Annotated in this window: 22 protein-coding genes; 12 read left to right on the top strand and 10 right to left on the bottom strand. The window is 65.7% G+C overall.

Translation table 11 applies throughout. From position 1 onward, the window contains the following. Positions 1 to 128: 128 nt before the first annotated feature. Positions 129 to 596 (bottom strand): tRNA (cytidine(34)-2'-O)-methyltransferase, encoded by a 468-nt coding sequence (locus ACQCS0_RS14390; RefSeq protein WP_354153488.1) that lies wholly within the window; start codon positions 594 to 596, stop codon positions 129 to 131. Positions 597 to 611: 15 nt separating this feature from the next. After that, positions 612 to 1,571, bottom strand: a complete 960-nt coding sequence (locus tag ACQCS0_RS14385; protein ID WP_354153489.1) for a J domain-containing protein — start codon at positions 1,569 to 1,571, stop codon at positions 612 to 614. 214 nt (positions 1,572 to 1,785) lie between these two features. On the opposite strand from ACQCS0_RS14385, the gene ACQCS0_RS14380 reads away from it, so the two are divergent. Beyond that, on the top strand, positions 1,786 to 2,406 hold the full coding sequence (locus tag ACQCS0_RS14380) for a hypothetical protein (RefSeq protein ID WP_354153490.1): 621 nt from the start codon (positions 1,786 to 1,788) through the stop codon (positions 2,404 to 2,406). 9 nt (positions 2,407 to 2,415) lie between these two features. Here ACQCS0_RS14380 and ACQCS0_RS14375 read toward each other — a convergent pair whose 3' ends face one another. Then, positions 2,416 to 2,844, bottom strand: coding sequence for a hypothetical protein (locus ACQCS0_RS14375; protein ID WP_354153491.1), 429 nt, complete (start codon positions 2,842 to 2,844; stop codon positions 2,416 to 2,418). A 117-nt stretch (positions 2,845 to 2,961) separates the two neighbouring features. On the opposite strand from ACQCS0_RS14375, the gene ACQCS0_RS14370 reads away from it, so the two are divergent. After that, complete coding sequence (locus ACQCS0_RS14370; protein WP_426939803.1) at positions 2,962 to 3,597, top strand: helix-turn-helix transcriptional regulator; 636 nt, start codon at positions 2,962 to 2,964, stop codon at positions 3,595 to 3,597. Between the two features lie 55 nt (positions 3,598 to 3,652). Further along, positions 3,653 to 4,885, top strand: coding sequence for a cysteine desulfurase family protein (locus tag ACQCS0_RS14365; protein ID WP_354153493.1), 1,233 nt, complete (start codon positions 3,653 to 3,655; stop codon positions 4,883 to 4,885). Here the strand turns inward: ACQCS0_RS14365 and ACQCS0_RS14360 are convergent. Beyond that, positions 4,861 to 6,132: an FAD-dependent oxidoreductase gene (locus ACQCS0_RS14360; protein ID WP_354153494.1), complete on the bottom strand. Its 1,272-nt coding sequence runs from the start codon at positions 6,130 to 6,132 to the stop codon at positions 4,861 to 4,863. The genes ACQCS0_RS14365 and ACQCS0_RS14360 overlap by 25 nt on opposite strands. A 206-nt stretch (positions 6,133 to 6,338) precedes the next feature. Here ACQCS0_RS14360 and mnmA point away from each other — a divergent pair, with 206 nt between their 5' ends. From mnmA to ACQCS0_RS14325, 7 genes are all read left to right on the top strand, one after another. Further along, positions 6,339 to 7,463, top strand: a complete 1,125-nt coding sequence (gene mnmA, locus ACQCS0_RS14355; RefSeq protein WP_354153495.1) for a tRNA 2-thiouridine(34) synthase MnmA — start codon at positions 6,339 to 6,341, stop codon at positions 7,461 to 7,463. Positions 7,464 to 7,637: 174 nt separating this feature from the next. Next, complete coding sequence (locus ACQCS0_RS14350; RefSeq protein WP_354153496.1) at positions 7,638 to 9,275, top strand: ABC transporter substrate-binding protein; 1,638 nt, start codon at positions 7,638 to 7,640, stop codon at positions 9,273 to 9,275. 113 nt (positions 9,276 to 9,388) lie between these two features. After that, complete coding sequence (locus tag ACQCS0_RS14345; RefSeq protein ID WP_354153497.1) at positions 9,389 to 10,471, top strand: ABC transporter permease; 1,083 nt, start codon at positions 9,389 to 9,391, stop codon at positions 10,469 to 10,471. Then, positions 10,471 to 11,484, top strand: a complete 1,014-nt coding sequence (locus ACQCS0_RS14340) for an ABC transporter permease (protein ID WP_354153498.1) — start codon at positions 10,471 to 10,473, stop codon at positions 11,482 to 11,484. Before ACQCS0_RS14345 ends, ACQCS0_RS14340 begins: the two co-directional genes overlap by 1 nt. Next, positions 11,481 to 13,196, top strand: coding sequence for an ABC transporter ATP-binding protein (locus tag ACQCS0_RS14335; protein ID WP_426939802.1), 1,716 nt, complete (start codon positions 11,481 to 11,483; stop codon positions 13,194 to 13,196). The genes ACQCS0_RS14340 and ACQCS0_RS14335 overlap by 4 nt, the downstream gene beginning before the upstream one ends. Before the next feature lie 135 nt (positions 13,197 to 13,331). Beyond that, positions 13,332 to 13,718: a chorismate mutase gene (locus ACQCS0_RS14330; protein WP_056343785.1), complete on the top strand. Its 387-nt coding sequence runs from the start codon at positions 13,332 to 13,334 to the stop codon at positions 13,716 to 13,718. Beyond that, positions 13,709 to 14,719, top strand: coding sequence for a hypothetical protein (locus ACQCS0_RS14325; RefSeq protein ID WP_354153500.1), 1,011 nt, complete (start codon positions 13,709 to 13,711; stop codon positions 14,717 to 14,719). The genes ACQCS0_RS14330 and ACQCS0_RS14325 overlap by 10 nt, the downstream gene beginning before the upstream one ends. A 36-nt stretch (positions 14,720 to 14,755) precedes the next feature. On the opposite strand, the gene ACQCS0_RS14320 is transcribed toward ACQCS0_RS14325, so the two are convergent. The 6 genes from ACQCS0_RS14320 to ACQCS0_RS14295 are packed head-to-tail and all read right to left on the bottom strand — an operon-like array spanning position 14,756 to position 20,791. Further along, positions 14,756 to 15,469 carry a DUF4166 domain-containing protein gene (locus ACQCS0_RS14320; RefSeq protein ID WP_354153501.1) on the bottom strand — a complete coding sequence of 238 codons (714 nt, stop codon included), beginning with the start codon at positions 15,467 to 15,469 and terminating at the stop codon, positions 14,756 to 14,758. Between the two features lie 41 nt (positions 15,470 to 15,510). Then, a complete protein-coding gene (locus ACQCS0_RS14315; protein ID WP_354153502.1) occupies positions 15,511 to 16,803 on the bottom strand; it encodes a DUF58 domain-containing protein in 1,293 nt (430 codons plus the stop codon). A gap of 11 nt (positions 16,804 to 16,814) precedes the next feature. Then, positions 16,815 to 17,816 (bottom strand): MoxR family ATPase, encoded by a 1,002-nt coding sequence (locus ACQCS0_RS14310; protein ID WP_354153503.1) that lies wholly within the window; start codon positions 17,814 to 17,816, stop codon positions 16,815 to 16,817. Then, positions 17,813 to 19,048: a DUF4350 domain-containing protein gene (locus tag ACQCS0_RS14305; protein WP_354153504.1), complete on the bottom strand. Its 1,236-nt coding sequence runs from the start codon at positions 19,046 to 19,048 to the stop codon at positions 17,813 to 17,815. Before ACQCS0_RS14305 ends, ACQCS0_RS14310 begins: the two co-directional genes overlap by 4 nt. A 14-nt stretch (positions 19,049 to 19,062) precedes the next feature. Beyond that, positions 19,063 to 19,719, bottom strand: coding sequence for a DUF4129 domain-containing protein (locus ACQCS0_RS14300; RefSeq protein WP_354153505.1), 657 nt, complete (start codon positions 19,717 to 19,719; stop codon positions 19,063 to 19,065). Further along, positions 19,709 to 20,791, bottom strand: a complete 1,083-nt coding sequence (locus ACQCS0_RS14295; protein ID WP_354153506.1) for a hypothetical protein — start codon at positions 20,789 to 20,791, stop codon at positions 19,709 to 19,711. The genes ACQCS0_RS14300 and ACQCS0_RS14295 overlap by 11 nt, the downstream gene beginning before the upstream one ends. Positions 20,792 to 21,149: 358 nt before the next feature. Here ACQCS0_RS14295 and mtrA point away from each other — a divergent pair, with 358 nt between their 5' ends. Further along, entirely contained in the window at positions 21,150 to 21,824 is a 675-nt protein-coding gene (gene mtrA, locus ACQCS0_RS14290) for an MtrAB system response regulator MtrA (RefSeq protein ID WP_282328859.1), read from the top strand. Between the two features lie 121 nt (positions 21,825 to 21,945). Further along, positions 21,946 to 23,631: an MtrAB system histidine kinase MtrB gene (gene mtrB / locus ACQCS0_RS14285; RefSeq protein ID WP_426940227.1), complete on the top strand. Its 1,686-nt coding sequence runs from the start codon at positions 21,946 to 21,948 to the stop codon at positions 23,629 to 23,631. The last annotated feature ends 18 nt before the right edge of the window (positions 23,632 to 23,649 follow it).

The raw sequence follows: 23,649 nt of genomic DNA, 5'->3' as shown, positions 1-23,649 counted from the left end.
AAGGGGAAAGCCGGCGGCTTAGCCCGCCTCGTCTCCAACAGTGTCACCTACCGCTCCTTCCTCCTCGCCCCGGAATTGCTGTCAGGAGTAATTCGGTGCCGGCGGCCCGGGGGATGGGCCGAGGGCGCTCAAATCTGGGCGCCGGAAAATCCCTGTTGCCGCCAGGCCTCGTAGACCGCAATGGACGCCGCGTTAGCCAGGTTCAGGGAACGCAGGGACGGCAGCATGGGGAGTCGCACGGTGGCCGTGACATGCGGATCGCTCTTGAGGTTTTCAGGCAGGCCAACTGATTCCTGGCCGAACATCAGCACGTCGCCCGGGCAGTAGGCGATGTCCGCATAGCTGGCGGTGCCGTCCGAAGTGAAGGCGTACACACGCTCCGGCTGCAGTTCGCGCCAGGCATCCTCGATGTTTTTGTGGACGGTGACGACGGCGAGGTCATGGTAGTCCAGCCCGGCGCGGCGTAGCTTGGCGTCCGAGAAATCAAAGCCGAGGGGTTCCACCAGGTGCAGTTGGGCGCCGGTAATGGCAGCCAGCCTTATTGCGTTGCCGGTGTTGCCGGGGATTTCGGGGGCATGGAAGAGGATTCGGAACACCGTCCAATCCTAGTCTCAGTGCATCCCGCGAAGCAGCCTGGCGAGCACGGACACATTGACTGTGTTGGGCGTGGGGCCGGCGGAGAGAAATTGTTTGAGGCCGCGGACCAGGCCCGCTGCGTTGACCACCTGAATGGCTTCGGAGGTGTTGGCTGTTCGCCGGTGGCGGTCAATGACGGGTTCGTGGAGGTTGCCGTCGGCGCTGTGGATGACCGTCCAGCCCGTGACGTTCAGCTCCGGGAAGATGTCCTGCATGGCCCGGACAACATGGGCAAGCTGCGGCGGCGCGATGGAGCGTCCGCCGTGCTTCAGCGTCTGTCCGTCCCAGGCGTAGGCCCCCTTTGGCAGCAGCATGGACCCGATCAGCGCCAGCCGGTAGCCGGACAGGAGCGCGTGGTCGATGTGGCTGTTGTCGGCCGGCGACTGCAGGCCGTTCACCAGCCGGGCCGCAGGGACCGCGGGCAGGACCTGGCGGGTGATGAGCTGCACGGTGCGCAGTTCGCGCTGGATTCTGGCCTCAGCGCCAAAAATGCCCCGTTTCCGTGGCGTCCCGTGTACCTGCTGGCTGGCTTGGGCGAACGGGATCAGCGGCACCGTGCCGGACGCCTCGAAAGCCGCAGCATCGTAGGAAGGGAAGTAAACGGGCGGGTCACCCGCGGTATTGCGGGGCGTGGTGGTCCTGTGCACGGTGGCCGAGACATGGGTGCCCGCCGCCGGCGCATCAAAATGCGGTCCGGCCGAATCATCGATGTCGCGGGAAGTCCTTGCAGCATAGGAGCGGTCGTAGGCCTTCCGGCGCGTGGGGTCCATCAGGGTTTCGTATGCTGCCGTCACCTGCCGGAAGGCTGCGGCATCTCCGCCATGGTCAGGATGGGCCTTTCGTGCGGCCCGGCGGTAGGCCACTTTGATCTCCTTGTCGGTGGCTGTCACGGCGACTCGGAGCACCTCGTAGTAGGAGCTGCTGCTCTCGGTCAAACACTCATCCTCTTCTTCGTCTGGCCAGTCCACCGCGGGCAGCCCGGTGCGCCCAGTTTATGGCCTGCCCACACAACGTCTGCGCCAGCGCCAGCAGTTCCCGCGGCCGGCGTCTAGACTCTTTGAGGGTGGCGGCAGGCTGGCCGTCCGGGCGAACATGTTGGGGTGGACGTGAAGGCACAGGCGGCTGCACTCGTGGGGGGCGCTGCTTGGCGTGACAGCACTGGGAGGCTGCAGTGTTGGCGTGCCCGATCCGGCCGCCCCAAAAGTGGAGCCCACCGGCACCGCCCTGGCCACCCCTAGCATTACCCCTGGCCATGACGCAGAAGCGGTGGCCGCAAAGGACATGCCGTTCTCCGCTGGCGGTTCCCTGGCCGCCGGAGTCCCCGTGGGGATCTCGGACGGCCTGAAGGAAATGCCCGGCTGGCAGCAGGTCAAGGAGGACGTGGCTGGCGAGAGCCAGTATTTGAAGGCTGATGGCTGTCTGGTGGCGGCCAAGGTCCGTACCAACCAGGTGCCGCTGGCGCGCCAGGACGATAAGGAGTCAACCATTGGCCTCTTCACGTACCTTGATCCGAGCATCCTGCCCGGTTACCTGAAGACCCAGTCAATGCGGTGGGGCGGTGAGGGTGGCGAGCCGGGGCCAGCGGCCGAGGTGCTGGTGCTGGAGAAGCCCGGCCAACCAGGCGTCAGGTCGACGGCGGTGATGGCCAGGGTGTTCGGTGCCGCCGCATCGTCGGTCTACATTTGCGTGGCCTGCCCGGACGACGCCACACTGGCAGCCGCCCGGGCCGACGTCGCAGGACGCCTCCTTTTGGTACCGCCGTCGAATTAGCCGTGCCGGTTACTTGCCGTGCCTGCGCCAGGACCCGGCAGGTGACAGGCGGTTCAGGGCGAGCGCGGCCACGAGCAGGCCGAAGTCCCTCAAGGCAACGTTGTAGAAGCTGCCCAGGACCAGCAGGTTGATGATGATGCCCAGCAGCCAGACGGCAATCAGCACGGAGCCGAAGCGTGGACGGACCGCCACCGCAATGCCGGCGATAATCTCCACGACGCCGACGAGGTACATAAAGGTCTGCGCCGACACGGGCACCACAGCGGTGGCAACCGGTGCCAGGTAGATGGCCCAGTCCGTCAGGATGTTGGTGAACTTGTCCAGACCGAAGAGAATCGGCGCGACGGTGAAGACGGTGCGCAGCAGGAAGAACGCCTGCCGGTCCGGTGCCATCGACTGAAGCTGGCCGCCTGCGTTGATTTTCGCGTTGGTTGTCATGGTGGACTCCTTCTAAAAGTAGGTATCATTATTTTAGAAACATGGGTTGGATTAAGCAATGGATGTTGTTTTTAGAGTGAGGGGTACAGCGTGCGCAGACTTCCGTGGGGCCGCCGCATGGCGGCTGTCGCATCATTGGGCGACGAGAAGCGCCGGCAGATTTTTGAGCTGATCGCCGCCTCGGATGCCGCAGTCGGGCGCGATGACGCAGCGCTGGCCCTTGGGCTGCCGAGGAGCACGGCATCCTTCCACCTCGACAGGCTGGTCCAGGACGGACTGCTGGCGGTGGAATTCCATAAGGCTGCCGGGAAGTCTGGTCCCGGTTCCGGACGGCCGGCGAAAATGTACCGGCAGGCAACGAGCGAGGTTGGTGCCTCCGTGCCGGACCGCAACTATGATCTCGCCGCTGAGCTGTTGGTCGCGGCGATCGAGCATTCCACAGCGACCGGCGGCCCGGTGAGCGGTTCTCTGCTGGCCGCGTCGTTCGGCAAGGGTCAGGCAATGGCCTCCGGTGCAGCCAGCCTGACGGACTTCCTCGAAGGAGAAGGCTACGGGCCACGGCCTGACGGCGCGGGCGGTTTCGTCCTAATGAACTGCCCGTTCCATCGGCTGGCGGACGGGCACCCGGACGTGGTCTGCGCCATGAACGGGTCGTTTCTGCAAGGCGCGGCAGTGGCGTGTGGGGAGCAGGAGGAGCGGGTGGCGCCGAACAGTGAGCCGGGCCAGTGCTGTGCCAGAATCACCCCGCCCTGACGCCTGATCGGCCAGGGCCGCGGATGTGCGCCATGGGCGCCGCTAGAATTGAGGCGTGCCCGTCTACCTCGATCATGCAGCCACCACGCCACTTTCTGCCGCGGCGCTGGCGGCCCTGACCCGGGAACTTTCCCGCACTGGCAATCCTTCGTCCCTGCACGGCTCGGGCCGCCGGGCCCGCCGCTCCGTTGAGGACGCCAGGGAAGCCATCGCGACGGCGGCAGGCGCCCATCCCTCCGAGGTCATCTTTACGTCCGGAGGCACTGAATCGGACAACCTCGCCGTCAAGGGCCTGTACTGGGCCCGTTCCGGCGAGGACCCGGCACGGCGGCGCATCCTTTGCTCCGCCGTCGAGCATCACGCCGTGCTGGACACCGTTGAATGGCTGGAGCGGCACGAGGGCGCCAGTGTCACCTGGCTTCCGGTCGACAGCGAAGGCGTGGTGGACCTGGATCTCCTCGCCGCCGAGCTGGCCCGGGACCCTGGGACCATTGCGCTCGTGACGGTGATGTGGGCCAACAACGAGGTGGGCACCATCCAGCCGGTCCACAGGATTGTGGAGCTGGCGCATGCCGCCGGGGTGCCGGTTCATTCGGATGCCGTGCAGGCCTTCGGCTCGCTGCCGGTGGGTTTCAAGGCCTCCGGACTGGACGCCATGTCGGTTTCCGGGCACAAGATCGGCGGACCGGTGGGAGTCGGCGCACTCTTGTTGGGACGGGCCGTCAAGCTGACCCCGGTGCAGCACGGTGGCGGCCAGGAACGCGACGTGCGCTCCGGGACGCTGGACACGGCGTCCATCGCCGCCTTCGCTGCGGCCGCCCAAACCGCCGCCGCACAGCTCGCCGCGGAGTCTGCGAGGATTGCTGCCCTGCGGGACAGGCTCATCGACGGCGTTCTTGAGCTGGTGCCCGAAGCTGTGCTCCGTGGCGCACCGGGGGAGGGGCGGCTGCCAGGCAACGCACACTTTACGTTCCCTGGCTGCGAGGGGGATTCCCTGCTGTTCCTGCTGGATCTGGCGGGGGTGGAATCCTCCACGGGATCAGCCTGCACCGCCGGTGTCCCACGACCGTCCCACGTGCTGCTGGCCATGGGGCTGGACGAGGCGACGGCCCGCGGTGCGCAGCGCTTCACGCTGGGGCACGCCTCCGCCGAAACGGACGTGGATGCCTTGTTGACGGCGCTCCCCGGCGCGTACCAGCGTGCCCGCCAGGCTGGGATGGCCGGGCATGAATCCTCGATCCAGACTGCGGGAACGGTAGCGCGTCAGGCGTCCTCCGGCAGGAGCTGATCAAGCCCAACGGAGTTGTCGGCCAGATGCTCTGCCGAGACGGGCTTCCTGGCCGAGATGAGGGCCTTGATGGTTCTCTGCGCGCCAGGCTGCGGCTTCCGCGGCCAGTTGACGCTCATCCCGGCCACCACCCTGGAATCCTGCTGCCAGAACGCGATGAACTCCTTGTCCGCCAGCGATCCCCGGATCACCGGCTCAGTGCCGGCAGCCAGGGCCGGGAAGCCGGAGTACTCCATGCTGACGTCGTACTGGTCGGTGTAGAAATAGGGAATCGTGCTCAGGACCGCGTCCTGGCCGAGCATGGCCCTGGCGGCCACCTTTCCGCCGTTCAGGGCGTTGGACCAGTGCTCGCTGCGGTGGTGCTGGCCGGTGAAGGGGTGCAGGGCGTTTGCGATGTCGCCGGCGGCAAAAATGCCGGGCGCGCTGGTCCGCAGGGAGGCGTCTGTGAGGATCCCGTTGTCCAGGCTCAGGCCGGCCGCCTGGGCGAGGCCGGTCTCCGGAACCACGCCGACGGCGATGACTACGAGGTCCGCCGGGATCACCTCTCCGGTATCGGTGATCACCCCGGTGACTGCGCCGCCGTCGCCGGTGATTTCCCGCGCTGAGGCAGGAAGCCGGAAGCTCACGCCGTTGGCTTCGTGGAGTACGCGGAAGAACCTTCCGAGGTCGGGACCGATAGCCCCGGCCAGGGGGATCTCTTCCAGACCGAGGAGGGTGACGTTGTTGCCGTACGTGGCGGCAGCCGCAGCAAGTTCCATGCCAATCCAGCCGGAGCCGATCATCACCACGTTCAGGCCGCCCGTCGCGAGGCTGCTGCGTAGCCGTCGGCTGTCATCGAGGGTGCGGAACGTGGACACGCCGGCAAGGTCGCTTCCCGGTAGGCGCAGGGTGCGGGGCGTCGCTCCGGTGGCGAGCAGCAGGGAACCGTATGCCAGTTTGCTTCCGTCGTCCAGTTCCACCGTCCTGGCGTCCGGCCGGATGCCCGTGACACGGGCACCCAGGCGGAGGCCGACGTCGTTCTCCGCGTACCAGCCTGGCGGCACCACCGGGACGGCCTCCTCGCCGGCCTTCCCAAGAAGATACTCCTTGGATAAGGGCGGACGCAGGTAGGGATGATGGCTCTCGGCGCCGATGATGGTCACCGGGCCGTCGAACCCTTCCGCCCGCAGGGTCTTGGCCGCGGTGGCCCCGGCGAGTCCGCCGCCGGCAATCACAATGCCCCCCGCGGTCTCAATGTCTTCAGCCATGTCCGCCCGATTCCTGCTGGTGCGTGCTCGAATTCTAAAACTGTATATTCTGACTTTAGAAGTGAAGGCCTGCCGGGTCAAGGGTCTTTTGGGGAGGATTCGGCGTGGCGATAGACTGGTGAGGCAGGCATTGTGCTATTTCTGCGGCCACCGGTTGATCGGCAGCCGCCTCTGCCTGCATCCCCCGAACCCTAAAGAAAGCCAGCATGCGAGTTCTAGCAGCCATGAGCGGTGGAGTCGACTCCGCCGTTGCCGCGGCACGTGCCGTCGAAGCCGGGCACGACGTCGTCGGCGTTCACCTTGCGCTGTCCAGGATGCCCGGCACCCTGCGGACGGGCAGCCGCGGCTGCTGCACCATCGAGGACTCCCGCGATGCGTGGCGGGCTTGCGATGTGCTGGGCATTCCCTACTACGTCTGGGATTTCTCGGAACGCTTCAAGGAAGACGTGGTCCAGGACTTCATCGATGAGTACGCGGCTGGGCGGACGCCCAATCCCTGCATGCGCTGCAACGAGCGGATCAAGTTCGCAGCCTTGCTGGAGAAGGCTATTGCCCTGGGGTTCGATGCCGTCTGCACCGGCCACTATGCCAAGGTCATCCAGGACGCTGACGGTAATCCGGAGCTGCACCGCGCCGCTGACTGGGCCAAGGACCAGAGCTACGTCCTGGGTGTCCTGACCCACGAGCAGCTCAAACACTCCATGTTCCCGCTGGCGGACACACCTTCCAAGGCTGAAGTTCGGGCCGAGGCTGAGCGCAGGGGGTTGTCGGTGGCCAACAAGCCCGACAGCCACGACATTTGCTTCATTCCCGACGGCGACACCGCGGGCTGGCTCGCCGAGAAGATCGACATGAGCACCGGCGACATCGTGGACGAGACCGGCACAAAGGTGGGGGAGCACCCGGGGGCCAACGCGTTCACCGTGGGCCAGCGCCGCGGCCTGAAGCTTGGTACGCCCGCAGCGGACGGCAAGCCCAGGTTCGTCCTGGAGATCCGGCCTAAGGAAAACAAAGTGGTGGTGGGGCCCCAGGCGCTGCTGGCCATTGACGAGATCCGCGGCATCAAGGTGTCCTGGGCCGGCCTGCCCATCGCGGAAATCGAAACCGGCGCCGAGTTTGACTGCTACGCGCAGGTCCGCGCCCATGGGGACCCCGTGCCGGCAACCGCGCGTGTGCTGCCCGGCGAGGATGCACCTCATCTGCTGGTAACCCTGACCGAACCGTTGCGCGGTGTGGCGCCCGGCCAGACGGTGGTCCTGTACCAGGGCAGCCGCGTCCTGGGGCAGGCCACCATCGATGCTGCCCGGTCTTTGCAGCGCGCGGAGCTCTGAGACGGAGCAAATTCACCCTGGTCAGGTAAATTTTGTGTCTCAACTCACAAAAATGCCGGTTGATGAGTCCGGCGTCTGGTTGAATCTAGGCATCAGGACAGCGCGCTGCCCGCTCAAGCCAAGACACCCATTTGCGGGCGGCGAGCGCGTACTCATCGAACAGAAAGTTCACAGATGACCAAGAGCACCAAAGCCTTGCGGAGCGTTATCGCGCTCGCAGGCGTTTCCGCCTTCGCATTAACGGCCTGCACCGGCCCCACAGATGGTGGCGGTGGCAGCACAGCCTCGGAGAATGCAAGCAGCGTCATTGCGTACGGCACTACGGACAAGGTCGTAGCACTGGACCCGGCAGGCTCGTACGACAACGGTTCGTTCATGATGATCAACCAGGTTTACTCCTTCTTGCTGAATTCCAAGCCCGGAGGCGCCGATCCCGTGCCGGACCTTGCCGAATCGTCATCATTCACCAAGCCCACCGAATTCACGGTCAAGCTGAAGAGCGACCTCAAATGGGCCAATGGACACGTGCTGGATTCCAAAGACGTCAAGTTCTCGTTTGATCGCCAGAAAAAAATCAACGATCCCAATGGCCCGGCATCACTGCTGACCAATATTGAGTCCATCGCCACGCCTGATGCCAGCACCGTGGTTTTCACGCTGAAGCAGGCCAACGACCAAACGTTCCCGCAGATTTTGACCAGCCCGGCCGCCGTGATCGTTGACGATGAAGTCTTCCCGGCGGACAAACTGGTTGCCGACGACGAAATTGTCAAGGCCAAGGCGTTCCACGGCCAGTACGTCATCGACTCCTACAACAAGAACACGCTGGTCAGCCTGACGGCGTGGCCCGATTACAAGGGCGTTCTTGGCAAGCCGGCCAACGCCGGGGCGACCATCAAGTACTACACCGACCAGACCAACATGAAGTTGGAGGTCAAGGGCGGCCAGATCGATGTTGCCAACCGCACCCTGAGCGCCACGGACATCGATGACCTCAAGAAGGACTCGAACGTCACGGTCCACGTTGGCCCCGGCGGCGAGATGCGGTACGTCGTCTTCAACTTCGACACCATGCCGTACGGCGCAAAGGCTCCGGACGCTGACCCGAAGAAGGCGCTTGCCGTCCGGCAGGCCGCTGCGAACCTCATCGACCGCCAGGCCATCTCGGACCAGGTCTACAAGGGCACCTACTTGCCAATGTGGTCCAACGTCCCCTCCGGGTTCGTGGGGGCCAACGAATCGTTCAAGCATGCGTACGGGGACGGCTCCGGCAAACCCAGCCTGGACAAGGCCAAGAAGGTCATGGCCGACGCCGGCATCACAGGCCCCGTGACTATCAAGCTGCAGTACAACCCCGACCACTACGGCAAGTCATCCGGTGACGAATACGCTATGGTCAAGGACCAGTTGGAGAAGAGCGGACTGTTCACGGTGGATCTTCAGTCCACCGAGTGGGTCACCTATAACTCAGCGTCGAAGAAGGACAGCTACCCCGTCTTCCAGCTGGGCTGGTTCCCGGACTTCAGCGACGCGGACAACTACCTGACACCCTTCTTTGTGGGCGGTGGGTTCATGAACAACCACTACTCAAACCCTGAGGTCGAAATGCTGGTCGCCAAGCAGTTGGTCACCGCCGACAAGGCCGAGCGTGAGAAGACAATCCAGGAGGTCCAGAACCTGCTGGCCAAGGACATCTCCACTCTGCCGTTGCTGCAGGGCGCCCAAGTGGCCGTTTCAGGGACCAACGTGAAGGGTGTGGATTCCACCCTGGATGCATCGTTCAAGTTCCGGCTCGGCACCGTTTCCAAGTAGCGACCTGGATTCCGGGCAATACCGAACAAACCCGCGTGAGGAGGTGGGGCCGGATGGCCCTGCCTCCTACGCGTTGGCTCCACAATTTCTAGATCAAACCAAGCAGGGACAGCATGGCCACATTAATTGATGCGCCGCCGCCTACGGTTGCGGCCCCCACCTCCAAATCTGCGGGAGGTGGCCTCGGGAAGTACATCCTGATTCGCTTCCTGCTCATTTTCCCGACAATTTTCATCCTCGTTACCCTGGTCTTCTTTCTGATGCGGATCACCGGCGATCCCATTACGGCGGCCCAGGGCGGACGCCTTCCGCAAGAGCAAATTGACGCCTTGGTACACCAGGCAGGCTACGACCGGAACCTCTTCATCCAGTACATCGAGTACCTTGGCAACATCGCCACCGGCAACTTCGGCCGGACCATTTCAGATGGCCGGCCCGTCATTGAGATGCTCGCCAAATTTGGTGCCGCCACCTTGGAACTGAGCATCAACGCCGTGGTGGTGGCATTGCTCGTAGGGATACCGCTGGGGATGTTCGCCGCCCACAAACGCGACAAGGTTCCGGACGCTTTCCTGCGCATGTTCGCCATCCTTTGTTACGCCACCCCTGTCTTCTTTGCCGGCTTGCTGTTGAAGCTGACTTTCTCGGTGGGTCTGGGCTGGTTCCCGGTGGCCGGCCGCGCTTCCACCACAACCGAATTGGCGATGGGCAGGCTGGCGGCGCCCACCGGTGTCTACTGGCTGGACGCCCTACGCAGCGGCAACGTGGCAGCCTTTGGCGACGTTGTCCACCATGCAGTGCTTCCCGCCGTCGCGCTGGGCCTTCTGACGGCCGGCGTTTTCCTCCGCCTGGTCCGCACCAACGTGATCGGCACACTGGGTAAGGACTATGTTGAGGCAGGCCGGTCCCGCGGAGTCAGCGAATACCGCCTGGTGACCAAGCATGCCTACAAGCCGGCACTGATTCCCATCATCACGGTGATGGGTCTGCAGATTGCCTTGCTGCTCGGCGGTGCGGTGCTGACGGAAACCACGTTCGAGTGGAAGGGCCTGGGCTATCAGCTGGCGCAGTACCTGACTGCACGTGACTTTGTTGCCGTCCAGGGCATCGTTATGCTGCTGGCCGTCGTTGTGGCGATCACCAATTTCGTGGTGGATATTGCCGCTGCCCTGATTGATCCGCGGGTGAGGTACTGATGGCCACCACATCAATGGAACCGACAAAGAAGTCCTTGCTGGACCGGCTACCTGTCTCATCCCACATCCGCCAAAGCGTTGGGCTGCAACGCACAATGCTGCTCATCGGCGTCGTGCTTTGCACTGTTTTTGTGGTGGCTGCGATATTCGCGCCGCTGTTGGCACCGTACGGGTATTCCCAGATTTCCGACGATGCCGGTTCGTTCCCGGCGCAGGCCGAACCCGGTGGCAAGCATCTGCTGGGAACGACAGTGGGTGGCTACGACGTCCTGTCCCGGGTGATCTGGGGATCGCAGACAGCTTTGGCAGTGATTGTTGCTGCCGTGCTGATGTCCATTTTCCTGGGCGTGTTCCTCGGGCTGGTGAGCGGCTACTTCGGTGGCTGGTTGGACCGTGTGCTGGTGGTGATTGCTGACGCAATCTACGCCTTCCCGACACTCCTCGTCGCCATCGTGATGTCGATTGCCATCAACAAAGGACAGTCAGGATTCTGGGGCGGCATCTTCGCCTGCGGGTTCGCCATCACAGCAGTGTTTGTCCCGCAGTACTTCCGGGTGATACGGGCGGAAACCATCCGGCTCAAGGCCGAGCCTTTTGTGGAATCAGCGCAGGTTGTTGGCGCCTCCAGCGCCAGGATAATAAGGCGGCACATCTTTTCCAACGCGACCCGGACCCTGCCGCTGATTTTCACGCTTAACGCCTCCGAAGCCATCCTCACACTGGCAGGCCTGGGCTTCCTCGGTTTCGGTATTGAGCCAAGCTCCGCCGCCGAATGGGGTTTTGACCTGAACAAGGCCATGTCCGATGCCTCCTCCGGCATTTGGTGGACCGGAGTGTTCCCAGGCATCGCCATCGTATTGACCGTGGTTGGCCTCACCCTCGTGGGAGAAAGCATCAATGACCTGAACGATCCGCGACTGCGCGGACGCAAGGCTGCAGGCGCCAAGGGCGCCCCTGGACCATCAACCGCGGCCGCGCAGGCCGCCATCTCAGCGGATGTGAGGGGATTTTGACCATCAATATTGATTCGGTATCTGACCAGTCCAGGCAGGCGGACCAGCCGGTCCTTGCCATCGACCACCTCAAAGTCACCTTCGCCACCGACGGCGGGGACGTCTACGCCGTGAAGGATGTGAGCCTGGACGTCCGCTCCGGCGAGGTCCTGGCCATCGTGGGCGAATCCGGATCAGGGAAAACCGTGACCGCGAAAACCATCTTTGGGCTGCTGCCCGAGACCGCCACCAGCGGGGGCGCCGTCCTGATTAACGGGAACAACGTGATCAGCGTCAGCGCCGCGAAGCTGAGGCAGATCCGCGGCCGCGATGTGGCCATGGTGTTCCAGGAACCGTCCACAGCCCTGAACCCCGTGTTCACCGTCGGCTGGCAGATTGCCGAGGGCATCCGTGCCCACGCCGGCAGCGCCGGCGGGAAACGGGTCTCGGCCAAGGATGCCAAGACCCGTGCCATTGAGGCGCTGCGTAAAGTGGGGATCCCGGATCCGGAGCACCGGGTCAACTATTATCCGCACCAGTTCTCCGGCGGCCAGAAGCAGCGCGTGGTGATCGCCGCCGCGCTGGCCCTGAACCCGGGACTGATTGTGGCCGATGAACCCACCACGGCCCTGGATGTCACGGTCCAGGCCGAAATCTTGGAGCTGCTTCGGGATCTTCGGGACACGTACGGCACCTCGATCGTGCTGATCACCCACAACATGGGCGTGGTGGCCGATCTCGCGGATCGCGTGGTGGTGATGTATCAGGGTGACGTGGTGGAGGAAGCGCCGGTGCGGGTGCTGTTTGCCGAACCCAAAGAGGACTACACCAAGAAGCTGCTGGCCGCCGTGCCCCACCTGGGCCGGAACTCGGCGTCGGAGGGCCTGTTGGAACGCGCCCACCAGGGCTCGCCCGTGCTGGTGGAGGCAACCGACCTGACCATCGAGTACCCCGGCAGGCTGGGAACACCGGCCTTCAAGGCCGTGGACGGGGTCAGCTTCACCGTGTCCCAGGGCGAAGTCTTTGGACTGGTGGGCGAATCGGGCTCCGGGAAAACCACCATCGGCCGGGCCATCGCGGGCCTGAACCGGACCACGGGCGGCAGCCTGAAGGTACTCGGCTACGAGATGCTGAACCTCAAGGAGCGGACGTTCAAACCCCTCCGGAAGGATATTGGCTTTGTGTTCCAGGATCCGGCCGCGTCCTTCAACCCGCAGCTGACCATCGGTGACTGCGTAGCGGAACCCATGATCATCCACACCGACCCGAGCCCGGCGCAGGCGCGCAAACGCGTGGCTGAACTGCTCGAATCGGTGCAGCTGCCGGCGTCGTACGCTGAACGGTACCCGCACGAGCTGTCCGGCGGGCAGCGCCAGCGGGCGTCCCTGGCGCGGGCGCTGATCCTGAACCCGCGGTTGCTCATCGCTGACGAGCCGACGTCGGCCCTGGACGTTTCCGTGCAGGCAAAAGTCCTGGAACTCTTCAAGGAAATCCAGGCCGAGTTCGGGTTTGCGGCCCTGTTCATCAGCCACGACCTCGCGGTGGTGGACATCCTGTCGCAGTGGGTGGGTGTCCTCTACAAGGGCAAACTCGTGGAGCAGGGCATCGGCAGCCAGGTGATGGGCGCGCCGCAGCACGACTACACCAAACGGCTGATTGCCTCGCTGCCGGTTCCTGATCCGGACGAACAGGCCCGACGCCGGGAAGCACACCGGGCGCTGTTGGCGCAGTAGGCGCTCCGGGCGACGCCACAGCGGCGACCCCACAGCCGCGGAACCACCAGACGGACATCCCGCCCCACCAGGCGGGGTGTCCGTCCGCCGCTTAACGCCGGAAGGATTTCCGCGGCCGCCCCATAGACTTGGACCATGACGCAGCAAAACCACGATGTTCCCGACACCGACACCTACGATGCCGCCGCGAGTTCGCTGGCAGGCCAGGTGGACAACTCGGTGATGGCGGAACTGCTGTCCATCCGCTCCAGCATCGACAACATCGACGCGACCCTGGTCTACCTTCTGGCCGAACGGTTCAAGGCCACCCAGAAAGTGGGCTTCCTCAAGGCCGCGCACCGGCTCCCCGCAGGGGACCCCGGCCGGGAATCCGCCCAGATCGCCCGTCTCCGGCGGCTGGCAGAGGATGCACACCTCGATCCCGCCTTTGCGGAGAAGTTCCTGAACTTCATCATCGGCGAGGTCATCCGCCATCATGAAGCCATCGCCGAGGACCACCAGGCCGCTGCAGAGTGGAAGTAACTGCCACCGGGCTTGGGCCCTGGCCGGGGGAGGACCCCGTGGAGGCTGCCCGCATTATCCGCGGCGAGCTCGGCAGCCCGCACCTGCCATTCCTGGCTGAGCTTCCGGACCGTGGAGTCGGCTCCGACGCCCTGGGGCGGACGGCCGCACTCCTGGTTGAAATGGCCGTGGATGTCCAGCCGTACGGCTGGCGGCTGGTGGACCGTCCCGGCAAGGATTTCCGCCGGGCCGCGTCGGCACTGTCCACGGACATTAATGTCCTTGCCGACGTTGCGGGCGCCGAGGACGCCACGGCCCCTGAACTAAAGGTTCAACTGCTGGGCCCGCTGGGTCTAGCCGCCGGGCTGCACCTGCACAACGGTGAACGGGCACTGATCGACTACGGCGCACGCCGGGACATTGCCGACTCACTTGCCGCAGGGGTTGGTGGTTACCTGTCCCGGATCTCCAGCGCGGTTCCGGGCGCGCGGCTGGTGGTACAGGTCGATGAGCCTGATATCGCCGCCGTACTGGCCGGCACTATTCCCACGTCGAGCGGTTACCGCACGCTGCGGGCGGTGGGTGGCCAGGAGATCACCGAGTCCTGGCAGATGGTGATCGAGGCACTGCGCGCCGCGGGGGCCGCCGAAATCGTTATCTCCGTGCCTGAAATTGAGGCCCCCATCGACCGGATCATTGCCGCCGGTGCCGACGGCGTGGCCGTGCCGCTGAGGGCTTTGACCACACGGCAGTGGGAGCAGCTGGCCACGGCGGTGGAGGCAAGCAAACGGATCTGGGCCGGCGCCCTGGACGTCAGCCGCGGCACGCTGCCCAGGGTGGCCGACGTGGTGGAGTCCGTCTGGCGGCCGTGGCACGAGCTGGGGCTCCCGGCGTCGTCCCTCGGCAGTATCCGGGTCACCCCCTCGGCGGGACTTTCCGGCCATACGCCGGTCACCGCCACAGCGGTGCTGGGCCGGCTCACCCAGGTGGCCGACGGGCTGAACCAACGCGCACACGGCTGAGCGGGCCCACCGTTTGAACGCGCGTACGGCCAACAGCTACGTCCGGTTTTCCCAACGGTCAGGCCGGGCGTAGCGGGGCAGGAAACTCTGCGCCGAACTGCCGCCAATGTAAGGACGCAGGCGGTAGTCGAAGCCGCCCGCATAGACCAGGACCAGCCCGATCTGTGGCTGGATGACCTTGACCTGGATCCGGTGCTTACCGTGCTCGCCGGCATCGCCGTCCCACCACTGTTCGGCGTAGGCCTTGGCGTCAACCGTGGCCGGCAGCGGAAGTCGGAGGGGTCCCAAAAACAGCCGGGAGGCGTCGGAAACGCCGCGCAGCCTGCCCTCCTCCGTCACACTGAGCTTGAGGTCGGTCACCATGCGCCGGAAACGGCCCAGGTAGTCCACCAGCCGCGGGCTGCCGCCGGAATCCACGAGGCTGGTGGTGTCCTGGAAAATCCGCATGTGCCCTGGGAAACGGATTTCCCGCCGGGCAGTCAGGCTGGAACGGCCGAATGGATCCTGGTGCGCATGGTTTTCAATCCGGAAGGGGATCCCTTCGCCGTAGTCCGGGAAAAACGCGTCTTCGCCGGAGGTGAGCTTGAGGAGAGGCCGCAGCCAGGCCTGCCGGCAGCCCACAACATCGAACACGCCCTCTCCGACGCCATAATGCCCCGAGCCGGGCGCCAGGGAAAAGTACTCCTGCAGCTCAGGCTGCAGCCGGTAGTAGTCCTCGCCCAGGGCCTGCCGGTAAATAGGGACGTTCATGGTGACCTCCTGGCCGGTACCGTCAGCGGCGCTGCGGTGATTCACAATCTACCCGCCGCCTTGAGCCGGATGTACATGTCGGCTAGCTGCGGCGGCAGGTGGTGTGGCTCCGCGTCCACCACTTCCACCCCGTGGTGCCGGAGCTCGGCGCTGACCGCGGCCCGTTCCAGGAGTACGCGTTCAGCCGCCGCCGCCCGGAATACGCCGGCGGCGTTCTCACGCTCATGCAGCATCTGCCCAAGCCTGGGATCACGGACAGCGGCCACCACCACAACGTGCTGCTGCGCGAGCTGCGCGGCTACGGGAATGAGCCCTTCCTCCGGTGCTCCGCCGTCCAGGGCCGTCAGCAGCACCACCAGGGACCGGTGTGCGGAGACCGCCCGGATCTGGCCCGGAAGACTGGACCAGTCAAGCTCAATCAGTTCGGACTCCAGGGGCGCCATCGCCTGCACCAGTTGCCCCAGGAGGTTGCCGGTGGTGGCGGAGCCGGCCCGGGCGCGCGGACGGCGGTCGTAGGCCAGGAAATCCACTCTGTCACCGCCACGCTCGGCCAGCACCGCCAGCAGGAGTGCCGCTTCGATGCCGGTATCCAGCCGGGGTTCGTCCTCGATCCTCGCGGCTGACGTACGCGAGGTATCCAGCATGATCACCACGCGCCGGTCGCGTTCCGGGCGCCAGGTGCGGACGACGACGGCGGACCGGCGGGCGGTTGCGCGCCAGTCGATGGAGCGGACGTCGTCGCCGCGGACGTAGTCCCGCAATGAGTCGAATTCGGTGCCGGCACCACGGATCTGCACGGCGGCCTTGCCGTCGAGTTCGCGGAGTTTCCTGAGCTTCGACGGCAGGTGCCTGCGGGAATGGAACGGCGGCAGGACCCGGAGGAGGCCGCTGCAGTCGAACGTGCGCTGGCGTGCCGCAAGCTGAAGGGGTCCATGGGAGCGGACAGTGACGTGCCGGGCGGCCATGTCGCCACGGCGGACCGGCTGCAACCGGACGGTCATCCGGCGGCTTTCCAGGGCGGGGATGTCCAGGTCCTGGATCGGATTCACGGCCCCGGCAGACGGCTGCCACGCGTCCCGGACGGTGGCCCGCAGCCGTCGTCGGCCACCGTTGCGCAGGGTGAGGACCGAAGAAGCCACGCCGTGCAGGGCTACGTTGCCCGGATCGGCGCGCGTGACGATGATGGCCCGCAGGGACGCGGCCAGGACAAGGTCCAGGCCAAGGAGGGCAGCGAGCGCCCCGACCACGCCCAGGACTGTTCCCCCGCTGGGGAACAGCAATACCGGCACCAGGCCCAGCAGTGCCAGCAATACGAACCGTCCGGAGAGTGCCATGTGCGAGCGGATCAGCGGGGGACGGGGACGGACGCCAGGATGCTGCCCAGGACATCGTCCACGCGGACCCCGTCCATCTGGGCATCAGGCTGCAGGGCCACCCGGTGGCGCAGACACGGCAGCGCCAGTGCTTTGACATCATCGGGGGTGACGAAGCTGCGGCCGGACAGCCACGCCCAGGCACGGGAGGTGTTCAGCAGCGCAGTCGCGCCGCGGGGCGAAACGCCCAGCTGGAACGACGGCGCCTGCCGCGTTGCGCGCACCAGGTCCACGATGTAGCCGATGAGTTCCGGTTCGACGGCAACGGTGGCTACACCCTGCCGTGCCCGTTCGAGGTCCTCGGCCCCGGCCACCGCACGGACACCGGCCGCAGCAAGGTCGCGAGGATTGAAGCCGGCGGCGTGCCGCCGGATCACCTCCACCTCGTCGGTCCGGCCGGGCAGCGGCATTGTGAGCTTGAGCAGGAACCGGTCCAGCTGGGCTTCGGGGAGGGGATAGGTTCCCTCGTACTCCACGGGGTTCTGGGTTGCCGCCACCAGGAAGTTCCCCGGCAGCTGCCGGGACACGCCGTCAACCGAGACCTGCCGCTCCTCCATGGCCTCCAGCAGGGAGGCCTGCGTCTTCGGCGGCGTCCGGTTAATTTCGTCGGCCAGCAGGATGTTGGTGAAGACCGGCCCCTCGCGGAAACTGAATTCCGAGGTGTGCGAGTCATAGACCAGGGAACCGGTAATGTCGCCGGGCATCAGGTCAGGGGTGAACTGTACGCGTTTGGTGTCCAGGCTCAGCGCGGCGGACAGTGCCCGCACCAGGAGTGTTTTGGCCACCCCGGGCACGCCTTCGAGGAGCACATGACCCTGGGAAAGCAGCGCGATCAGGAGTCCCGTGACGGTGGCATCCTGGCCCACCACGGCCTTGGCCACCTCGTGGCGGACATCCAGCAGTGCCTGCCGGGCGGGATCGAGCGTCTGCGGGGAAGAATCCATGATCTGTGGGGCGCCGTACGGTTCGCTCATCGGGTCCTGACCTCGTTCTCTAGTTTGTCCAGTTCCTGAGACCATTGCACCAGCCTGGCTGCGGTACCGGGGCATTCCTGGATCATGCCGCTGATATCGGTGACCGGCCGGCCCAGGTGCCGGGCCGCTGCCTGCACGACGTCGTCGGCAGTGGCCTCGGATCCAACCCGAAGGGCGTGTGCCAGACGAACCAGGGTGCCGGCCCGAAGGTTGTCCCGCGCCCGGTCCAGCGCGTGGGAATCCTGATAAAGGCGCGCCCGGCCTTCGGCGGTCTCCACGGCCTTGACCACCACAGGCAGCGGTTCAAAGACGAGCGGGCCCAGTCGGCGCCCCCGCCATACGACGGCGAGCACGGCCACGAAGACCAACCACGGCCCCAGGAAAGCCACCCAGCCAGGGGCAAGGTCATCAAGTGTCTGCGTTGACTCCGCAGCGGCCGCGTCGCCCAGCCCGGGCAGGTACCAGACGAGGTCCTCTGAGCTGCCCAGGGTCCGGAGGGCCAGTGCGGCATGGCCAGGGTCGGCAAGCCCGCCGTTGTTGAGGAGGGCGGTGCTGCCCAGGACGGTCAGGCCGCCGTCGTCCGTGCGGGCAAGCAGCCCGGCGCTGCTTCCCGGCGGGCTGAAACACACCGTGCCGCCGTCGTACAGGAAACCGCCGGTTCCGGACACAGCACCTGCCGCAGCGGGATCGCTGAGATCGCAGCCCGGTGTCAGGAGCGCCGTTGACTCCGGCACCACGCCCGCCTGGCTGATGCCGGTATTGAGGGCCTTCAGCGTGCCGAGCCGCGGCGTCACCAGCACCACGCGTCCCGCACCTGCCGTCAGTTGTTCCAGCCGGGATTGGTCCAGGAATCCGCTCCGGTCGTACAGGAGCAGGGTGGCACCTGGCCGGTCCGCGAGTGCCGTGGTGGCCGCGTCAAAGGATTCAACATCCTGGACCTCGACTCCGTGGCGGCCAAGTATCTCGCTGACCGCCCTGGCACCGGCCGGGCCGGCGTTGTGAACGGACAACGGCAGCGAATCGCCCTTTGACGCGAGTTGGGAGGAAATGACCACCGCCAGTCCGACGGCGGCCGCCGCGCCGATCGCTGCCCCGCCGCGGTGCCGCCGGAGCCAGGAACCGGCACCGGACCCGGAATCCGATCGGAGTGCAGGGGCGAAACCCGGCTGTGCCTCCGGTGCACTCTGCGTCAGAAGTTTGGGCGTCAGGCGATCCAGCGAAGGGTTCTGCATTGTGGGACCCTGCGTCATCGCTGAACCGCCGGTTCGTCACGTTCAGCGGGCAGGGCCGCGCTCGCCGGCGTGAGGGACTGCAGGGTGACGTCCAGCCTGCGCACGGCGGCATAGTCAGCCTGGTCGGCGTCTTCATTGCCGTAGCGGATCCCGTCGAACGTACGCGCAGTTTCCGTCAGGTGGCCGGCCTCTGACGGAAACGGCGTGGCCAGTTCGTGTGCCACCTCGTCGGCGGTCCGGCCGGGCCGCGCGTCGAGAACCGTTCTGTCCTCTGCCGTGCGCACCAGCGCACGGAAACAGTCCACGACGGCGGCACTCCAGGCGCCGGCTGCGGCCGCGGCTTCCGCACGCTGGCGGTAGGCCGTGGCACTGACTGTTGCGTCGGCGTCGAACACGTCTCTGGCACGCTTGGCTTTGGCGTTGAGGCGCGGGCGGGCCAGGATGACCGTCGCGCCGATCAGCACGGCGATGGCCACGCCGATCCAAGGCGCCGCGACGGTGCTGTCCGGGCCGGAGCCGCCGTCCAGGGACCGCAGCCAATCCAGGATGTCTGCCCAGACGCTGTCCAGCCAGCCGGGGGCCGCGTCGCGGTATTCCGGCTTGGCAAGTTCTTCTTCGGCCCAGCGGCGGGCCTCGTCGCGGCCGGGCAGGACCGGTGGTTCAGCGGCCATCGGGCCATGCCCCGAACGGTGGCGTTCCGTTTGGCGGTCCCCCGTAGGGCGGCCGCGGAGTTTGGCCGGGTCCCTCCCTGTAGACCGCGACGCCGCGGCCCGGGACGCCGTCGGGATCCGCGCCCGATTCCAGCAACCGGAGCAGGGCGATATCCAGTCCATCCCGGCGCATCCTGAGGTCAAGGTAGAGCAGCGCCATGACGGAGGTCTGAAAAGCGAACCCCACCGCTCCCACCATCGCACCAACGACCGCGGTGGCAACGCCCGCCACCACGGCCGCCGTCATAGCCTGCTCGGCACCACCATGCGGTGAGACCACGCCGGTGTAAAAGCCGGAGAGAAGAGAGACCGGAATGGTGACGATCTGGGCGATAACCCCCACCATGATGCCCACCACCAACGTGATGCCCAGGAGCCGCCACCAGCTGTTTCGTGTGAGTTCCCAGGAGCGGCGTATGCCGGCCACCGCCCCGAGCTCCTCCACCACCACGGCAGCGGGAGCCACCATCAGCTTGATGTAGACCCACACGTACAGCACAAAGCACACGAGACCCAGCGGGATCAGGATCAGGGCGCCCATTCCACCCACCGTGCTGACCAGCAGCACTGCCAGCGCCGCAAACAGCAGCGCTACGAGGAGCCCGGCGCCGACCAGAAACGCCGCGAGGCGGATCAGTGCCCACGCGCGGGACCGCGCCAATGCCCACATCTGCCTGAAGCCAGTGGGGCGGTTGAGGACGGACCTGGCGACCGGGACCACCATGGCGCCCTGCAGGACCGCCGATAGGAAAACGGTCAGCACCGAGACCAGCACGACGCCGGACGCGAAGGTGAGCACCACCGGCACCAGGTCCTGCTCAGTCAGTCCCTCCGCCCAGGTCTCCAGCGACGCCGCCGACGTGGCGGAAGATGCCGTCAGAACTGCAGTCAGCACTGCGGCGAGTGTCTGCGCCAGCAGCGCGGCGCCCAGCATAGCCTTGGCATTGCGCCGGATCGACTGGAAGGAGCCGTCCAGGATCTCGCCGAACATCAGCGGGCGCAGCGGAACGATGCCGGGTTTGGGCGGGGCCACGTAGCGGGGCTGTTGGTACGGCGGCGGGCCGCCGTACGGGTTGTGCTGAGGCGTGTCCCGAGCCGGCGGGCCACCCGGGGTTGAGCCCCATACCGGCTGACCGCCCCAAGAATGCTGTGCCGGACCTGGCTGGGGACCCCACGGAGGCAGGCTTCCCGGCGGCTGGCTCCTCCCAGCCTCGCCGGCAGGATTCGGCTGCTGCATGTTCGGATCCTGGTTGGGCACCCTGTTCCTTCCCCCGTGCTGGACTGTCCGCGTATTGCCAGCCTATAGTTCCGCCGTCGGACGTCATAGCGTGGCGCCATGCCGTGGGGCCGTTGAACAGGACAAACCCTGTTCAATAGGGGAACATATAACTATGAAGGCACGCATTCTGGTAGTTGACGATGACGAAGCGCTGGCCGAAATGATTGGGATTGTTCTGCGCAATGACGGCTTTGAGCCGGTCTTTTGCGCCGACGGCAGCCAGGCGCTGGATATTTTCCGCTCATCGAAGCCTGACCTCGTGCTGCTTGACCTGATGCTTCCCGGCGTGGACGGCATTGAGGTCTGCCGGCAGATCCGTTCCGAATCGGACGTGCCCATCGTGATGCTCACCGCCAAGGCGGATACGTCCGACGTCGTCCGCGGCCTTGAGTCGGGCGCAGACGACTACGTGCCCAAGCCTTTCAAACCCGCCGAACTGGTGGCACGGGTGCGTGCCCGCCTGCGCCCCGGCGACCAGAAAGCGCCTGAAACGCTGCGGATCGCTGACATCACCATCGACGTGGCCGGCCACACCGTGAAGCGTGCGGATGAGCGGATCTCGCTGACGCCCCTGGAGTTTGACCTCCTCGTAGCCCTGGCCCGCAAGCCATGGCAGGTTTTCACCCGCGAGCTTCTTCTGGAGCAGGTCTGGGGCTACCGCCATGCGGCGGACACCCGGCTGGTCAACGTCCACGTCCAGCGCCTCCGGTCAAAAATTGAACGGGATCCGGAAGCTCCCGAAGTTGTATTGACGGTTCGTGGTGTCGGCTACAAAGCAGGTTCCTGAGCCCTCAGGACCAGAAGCGCACCTTCCCGCCGCGAAGGGCCCGGAGCATACGGATGCGCTGCCGGCCGAGCTGGCAACCCTGCCGTTCCGGGCACGGATCTGGCGGCGCCGCGGAGTCATCGTGGGGCTGCGGGTGGGCCGCCTAGTCCAGATCGGCGTGGCCCGTTTCTTCCCTGCTGTCCGTTTTATCGGGCGGTCCATGCGTCGGCGCTGGCGCCGGTCCCTGCAGTTCCGGACCGTCCTCACCACCCTGCTGCTGGCTGTGACATCCTTTGGTGCCGTGGGCGCCTACCTGTCCAACCAGATCGCCAACAACCTTTTCCAGGAGCGCTTGACTCAGGCAGAATCCGAAACCCGTTACTACGTCAAGCAGGTCCAGGAGACGTTCGACGGCGCCCAGGTCACGGACCAGTCCAGCGTCATCACCCTGGTCTATGACACCCTGAACGCCGTGGAGGGCCGCGGCTCCGTCATCCAGCGACGCTACGTTTTCGAAGCCAAGCCCGAGCAGACCAAGCCCAGGAACCGCTGGGTGGAGTCGCGGGCCTCGGACCAGCTGACAGTCAGCGTCATCCCGCCTGGACTCCGTACGGCAGTCCAGGCATCAGGCAAGGACCAGTACTGGGCTTCCACCGTGATTCCGGTAGGTACCGAGGACAGGCCGGGCATTGCTGTGGGCAACCTGGTGACATTCAACGGGACTGTGTATGAGCTGTACCTGATCTATGACGTCAACACGGCTCAGCAGACGCTCGACGAAATCCAGGGTGTCCTCCTGGCCGGCGCCGCGGTGCTGGTGCTGATGATCGGGGCCATCGCCTGGTACGTCACCCGCAACGTGGTGAGCCCGGTCAGCCACGCTGCCCTGGTGTCGGAGAAGCTCGCGGCCGGCCAGTTGCAGGAGCGGATGGTGGTAAAGGGCGAGGACGAGGTGGCACGCCTCGGGGCGTCGTTCAACCACATGGCCGCCAGTCTCCAGGAGCAGATCACCCAACTGGCCATGCTCTCCCAGATGCAGCAGCGGTTTGTTTCCGACGTCTCGCATGAACTCCGCACGCCCCTGACCACCGTCCGGATGGCCGCGGAGGTGTTGTACGACGCCCGCCACGACTTCGACCCCATCAACAAGCGCTCCGCCGAACTCCTGTACAACCAGGTGGAGAGATTCCAATCCCTGCTGGCCGATCTTCTCGAGATCTCCCGCTTCGACGCCGGCGTGGCGATGCTCGACGCCGAGCCCGAGGACATCCTGCAGGTGATTGCCCACGTCATCGACGGGGCGGCGCCCGTCGCGGCCGAATACGGCTCTGAGATCATCCTCCGGGCGCCCGCCGAGGGAATTGTCGCGGAAATGGACGCCAGGAGGATCGACAGGATCCTGCGGAACCTCATCCTGAATGCTGTGGAGCATGGCGAAGGCAGGCCGGTTACCGTGACTGTTGCGGCCAACCAGTCAGCGGTGGGGGTAGCTGTCCGGGACCAGGGGATAGGCATGACTCCTGCCGAGGCCGCCCGTGTCTTTGACCGGTTCTGGCGTGCGGATCCGGCGCGGGCCCGCACCACCGGGGGCAGCGGACTGGGCCTGTCCATCGCCATGGAGGACACCAAACTCCATAACGGCTGGCTGCAGGCATGGGGAAACAAGGGTAGAGGGGCCAACTTCCGGCTGACCATTCCGTTGCGCCAGGGCGAGGAGATCGACCGCTCACCCGTGCAGCTTGAGCCGGAGGACGTCATCCTCCCCAAGCTTCCTCACGCCAAGAACGTGCTGGCACTGGGGCAAGGAACGCCGAAGGAGTCTTCATGATGGGACGAGGAGTTCGCA

This window comes from Pseudarthrobacter sp. S6, assembly GCF_050156575.1.
In the GTDB taxonomy this organism is placed as follows: domain Bacteria; phylum Actinomycetota; class Actinomycetes; order Actinomycetales; family Micrococcaceae; genus Arthrobacter.
This window is presented reverse-complemented; position numbering and strand designations above follow the sequence as displayed.

Bases quoted from the DNA above. Each gene is read 5' to 3' on its own strand.
- ACQCS0_RS14345 (WP_354153497.1), top strand. From the start codon at position 9,389: ATGGCCACATTAATTGATGCGCCGCCGCCTACGGTTGCGGCCCCCACC.
- ACQCS0_RS14300 (WP_354153505.1), bottom strand. From the start codon at position 19,719: ATGGCCGCTGAACCACCGGTCCTGCCCGGCCGCGACGAGGCCCGCCGC.
- ACQCS0_RS14330 (WP_056343785.1), top strand. From the start codon at position 13,332: ATGACGCAGCAAAACCACGATGTTCCCGACACCGACACCTACGATGCC.
- ACQCS0_RS14360 (WP_354153494.1), bottom strand. From the start codon at position 6,132: ATGGCTGAAGACATTGAGACCGCGGGGGGCATTGTGATTGCCGGCGGC.
- ACQCS0_RS14320 (WP_354153501.1), bottom strand. From the start codon at position 15,469: ATGAACGTCCCTATTTACCGGCAGGCCCTGGGCGAGGACTACTACCGG.
- ACQCS0_RS14310 (WP_354153503.1), bottom strand. From the start codon at position 17,816: ATGAGCGAACCGTACGGCGCCCCACAGATCATGGATTCTTCCCCGCAG.
- ACQCS0_RS14340 (WP_354153498.1), top strand. From the start codon at position 10,471: ATGGCCACCACATCAATGGAACCGACAAAGAAGTCCTTGCTGGACCGG.
- mnmA (WP_354153495.1), top strand. From the start codon at position 6,339: ATGCGAGTTCTAGCAGCCATGAGCGGTGGAGTCGACTCCGCCGTTGCC.
- ACQCS0_RS14375 (WP_354153491.1), bottom strand. From the start codon at position 2,844: ATGACAACCAACGCGAAAATCAACGCAGGCGGCCAGCTTCAGTCGATG.
- ACQCS0_RS14350 (WP_354153496.1), top strand. From the start codon at position 7,638: ATGACCAAGAGCACCAAAGCCTTGCGGAGCGTTATCGCGCTCGCAGGC.
- ACQCS0_RS14315 (WP_354153502.1), bottom strand. From the start codon at position 16,803: ATGGCACTCTCCGGACGGTTCGTATTGCTGGCACTGCTGGGCCTGGTG.
- ACQCS0_RS14305 (WP_354153504.1), bottom strand. From the start codon at position 19,048: ATGCAGAACCCTTCGCTGGATCGCCTGACGCCCAAACTTCTGACGCAG.
- mtrA (WP_282328859.1), top strand. From the start codon at position 21,150: ATGAAGGCACGCATTCTGGTAGTTGACGATGACGAAGCGCTGGCCGAA.
- ACQCS0_RS14370 (WP_426939803.1), top strand. From the start codon at position 2,962: ATGGCGGCTGTCGCATCATTGGGCGACGAGAAGCGCCGGCAGATTTTT.